Here is a 4,089-nt window from a genome sequence, read left to right as displayed (position 1 = left end):
GCTTCCACATCGTCATGCCTTAGTCAAGTCTTGCGCTCCTCGCTGCAATAGCAGAAGAACGGCCAGCATGACCGAGAATGCCAAGGCTTCAAGCTGGCCGACTGTCGCGGATCGCGAGCTCGCCGCGGCCATCGAGGTCGATCGCCTGGTCAAGGTCTACAAGCAGACCCGCGCGGTCGACGGCATTTCCTTCTCACTTCGGCGCGGCAGCATCACCGGCCTGCTCGGCGGCAACGGCGCCGGCAAGACCACCACCATCGCGATGATCATGGGCCTGGTGCTGCCGACCTCGGGGAAGGTCTCGGTGCTCGGCCACCGCATGCCGGACGAAAGCGCCGAGGTGCTCGGCCGGATGAATTTCGAGAGCCCCTATGTCGACATGCCGATGCGGCTCACGGTGCGGCAGAACCTGACCATCTTCGGCAAGCTCTATGCGGTGAAGAACCTCAGGGAGCGCATCGCAAAGCTCGCCGAGGATCTCGACCTCAACGATTTCATCGATCGCGCCAACGGAAAACTCTCCGCCGGGCAGAAGACCCGCGTTGCGCTGGCAAAGGCCCTGATCAACGAGCCCGAGCTCTTGCTGCTGGACGAGCCCACCGCCTCGCTCGACCCGGATACGGCCGATTGGGTGCGGGCGCATCTGGAGACCTATCGCAAGGCCAACAACGCCACCATCCTGCTCGCCTCGCACAACATGCTCGAGGTCGAGCGGCTCTGCGACCGCGTCATCATCATGAAGCGCGGCCGCATCGAGGACGACGACACGCCCGACGCCATCATGGCCAGGTACAATCGGACGACGCTGGAGGAGGTGTTTCTGGACGTCGCGCGCGGCCGGGTGCAGGAGACGCTGCGATGAGCGAGCCCAAATGTTTCCGCTACGCAGCTCTCGTAGGGTGGGCAAAGGCGCGAAGCGCCGTGCCCACCTCTTCTGCGTCATACGTGGTTGACTTTGATGGTGGGCACGCTCCGCTTTGCCCACCCTACGGCGCTTCGCTTCACCCCCGCCACGGGTGCCAACCATGACCGAAATCTCCCTCCATCGTGGCCTCGCCATGCATCGCATCAACGCGATGGTGCTGCGCTATTGGTATCTGCTGCTGTCGTCCTGGCCGCGGCTGCTGGAGCTGTTGTACTGGCCGATCCTCCAGATTATCACCTGGGGTTTCCTGCAGCTCTACATCGCCGAGAATGCCAACTTCTTCGCGCGCGCCGGCGGCACGCTGATCGGCGCCGTCATCCTCTGGGACATCCTGTTCCGCGGACAGCTCGGCTTCTCCATCTCCTTCCTGGAGGAGATGTGGTCGCGCAACATCGGCAATCTCATGATGAGTCCGCTGAAGCCGATCGAGTTTCTGCTCGCGCTGATGATCATGAGCCTGATCCGGCTCGCGATCGGCATCGTCCCGATGACGCTGCTCGCGCTGTTCCTGTTTCACTTCAATCTCTACAGCCTCGGCCTGCCGCTGATCGCGTTCTTCTGCAATCTGATTTTTACGAGCTGGTCGGTCGGCATCTTCGTGTCCGGCCTGGTGCTGCGGAACGGGCTTGGCGCCGAAAGCATCGTCTGGACGCTGATGTTCGCGCTGATGCCGCTCGCCTGCATCTATTATCCCGTCAGCGTGTTGCCCGCCTGGCTGCAAACCGTCGCCTGGACGCTGCCGCCGACCTATGTGTTCGAGGGAATGCGGGCCCTGCTGATCGAAGGCACCTTCCGCACCGACCTCATGCTGGATGCATTTTTGATAAATTGCCTGCTGCTGGTTGCATCTTTTGGGGCATTCCTTGCCCTTTTGCGCAGCGCCAAGAAAAATGGCTCGCTGCTGTCGGGTGGCGAATAATCTCACTTTTCTCGTGGATTCGAGGCCTTTTTTGCGCTGCGAGCACGTAGATGTACGGTTCCGTGCATTGACGCAATATTACGCATTCGGCAGTATGCTGCGATGCGAGAGGATGCACGATAATGCCCATTGGTGAGTTTGGCGGCGCACCGCCCTTAGCGGCCGAAGGCAGTCCGGTTCTGACGACGCCGATGTACTGGATGTACGAGATGGCGCAGGCCTCTCTCAATCCGGCGCGCGCTGTCACTGATGCCACCAAGATCCTGTTTCAGAATCCGTTGAATCCGTGGTCGCACACCGACTTCGGCAAATCGATGGCGGCAGCCTGCGAGCTGTTCGAGCGCACCACGCGCCGCTACGGCAAGCCGGAATGGGGCCTCGACGACACCGAGGTGAACGGCGTCCGCGTCCCTGTCGAGGTTCGCTCGGTCTGGGAAAAACCGTTTTGCCGGTTGCTCTATTTCGATCGCAAGTTCACCCGTCCGTTGCGCAGCCCGCAGCCGCGCGTGCTGATCGTGGCGCCGATGTCCGGCCACTACGCGACGCTGCTGCGCGGCACTGTCGAAGCCTTCCTGCCGGCGCATGAGGTCTACATCACCGATTGGGCCGACGCCCGCATGGTGCCGCTCAGTGAAGGCCGTTTCGATCTCGACGACTACATCGATTACGTCATCGAGATGCTGCATGTGCTCGGCGGCAACACCCATGTGATGGCGGTGTGCCAGCCGTCGGTCCCCGTGGTTGCGGCCGTCTCCATCATGGAAGCGCGGCGCGATCCGTTCGTGCCGACGTCGATGACGCTGATGGGCGGCCCGATCGACACTCGCCGCAATCCGACCGCGGTGAACGACCTCGCCCAGGAGCGCGGCATCGACTGGTTCCGCAACCACGTCATCACCAAGGTGCCGTTCCCGCATCCGGGCATGATGCGCGACGTTTATCCGGGATTCCTGCAGCTCAACGGCTTCATCAGCATGAATCTCGATCGCCACATGGACGCCCACAAGCAGCTCTTCGCCAATCTGGTGAAGGGCGACGGCGATCTCGTCGACAAGCATCGCGAATTCTACGACGAATATCTCGCCGTGATGGACCTTTCGGCCGAGTATTACCTCCAGACCGTCGACACCGTGTTCGTGAAGCACGCGCTGCCGAAGGGCGAGATGACCCATCGCGGCACACGCGTGGACCCCTCGAAGGTCACGCGCGTCGCGCTGATGACGGTCGAAGGCGAGAACGACGACATCTCCGGCATCGGTCAGACCGAAGCGACGCATGGTTTGTGCTCGTCGATCCCCGAACATCGCCGCGTGCACTATGTGCAGAAGGGCGTCGGACATTACGGCGTCTTCAACGGCTCGCGCTTCAAGTCCGAGATCGTGCCGCGCATCCACGACTTCATGGTCTCGTCCGCAAATCCCAAGTCGTTGCTTGCTTTAGCCGCTGAATAAACGCGGAATCGCATCGATATCGGCCAAAATCCGAAATTTGAGCCTGTTCCGACCCTGTCGGGCGGGCCAAATCTCGGCCAGATTCGCGGTAATTAGGTAGCTTTATAGGAGTGAGTCCGACCTCAGCTTTTGGGGAGGCTTCATGCGCCCAGAGCGGGCGAAAAAAGCCGGTTCCAACCCCAGCCTGTAGGGTCTCAGGTCGCCGGAACCCCTGTATATTGGGCAAATGATTTGTTTTTGCGCCGAGCGCTTTCCCTGGCGGCGGTTATGGCAGAATCCGGGCGAACTTCTCCTCCCCGGACTGACAGAAATGGCCACACGCGCGCTCCTTTATCGGCGGCCTCACGAACCTTCGACCCTCCTGATCAAGCACGGGTCGCAATATTTTGCGATCAGGCTGCGCCGGCACCGCCGCGCGCGCCGCTACACGCTGCGAATCCATCCCAGCGATCGTGAAGCCATCCTCACCATGCCGCCGCGCGGCACCTTGGCCGACGCGCGCGACTTCGCGCAGCGTCACGGCGGCTGGATCGCGGCGCGCCTTGGCCGTCTGCCGAAGGCGGCGCCGTTCCAGGCGGGCACGGTGATCCCGCTCCGCGGCGTGCCGCACCGGATCGTGCATCGCGCCGGCGAGCGCGGCACGGTGTGGACCGAGATGCGCGAGAGCGGCGAACGCATCATCTGCGTCGCCGGCGGCACTGAGCACATCGATCGCCGCGTCCATGACTGGCTCAAGCGCGAAGCGCGCCACGACCTGCAGCGTTCGGCCGAAGTCTATGCCGCCGAGCTCGGCG

4 protein-coding genes are annotated in these 4,089 nt (G+C 62.4%); all 4 read left to right on the top strand.

The window, feature by feature from the left end; genetic code table 11:
- Positions 1-67 precede the first annotated feature (67 nt).
- Complete coding sequence (locus tag C2U70_RS32025) at positions 68-862, top strand: ABC transporter ATP-binding protein (RefSeq protein WP_140982632.1); 795 nt, start codon at positions 68-70, stop codon at positions 860-862.
- 163 nt (positions 863-1,025) lie between these two features.
- On the top strand, positions 1,026-1,844 hold the full coding sequence (locus C2U70_RS32020) for an ABC transporter permease (RefSeq protein WP_140982630.1): 819 nt from the start codon (positions 1,026-1,028) through the stop codon (positions 1,842-1,844).
- Positions 1,845-1,966: 122 nt separating this feature from the next.
- Positions 1,967-3,295: a polyhydroxyalkanoate depolymerase gene (locus tag C2U70_RS32015; RefSeq protein ID WP_140982628.1), complete on the top strand. Its 1,329-nt coding sequence runs from the start codon at positions 1,967-1,969 to the stop codon at positions 3,293-3,295.
- Between the two features lie 226 nt (positions 3,296-3,521).
- Positions 3,522-4,089 (top strand): YgjP-like metallopeptidase domain-containing protein (locus C2U70_RS32010; protein WP_140982626.1); only part of this gene is annotated, 568 nt, incomplete at its 3' end.

Origin of the sequence: Bradyrhizobium guangdongense (assembly GCF_006483445.1) — a bacterium.
Taxonomy (GTDB): domain Bacteria; phylum Pseudomonadota; class Alphaproteobacteria; order Rhizobiales; family Xanthobacteraceae; genus Bradyrhizobium; species Bradyrhizobium guangdongense_A.
The sequence above is the reverse complement of the archived record's forward strand: the minus strand, read 5'-3'. Positions and strand labels throughout refer to the sequence as shown.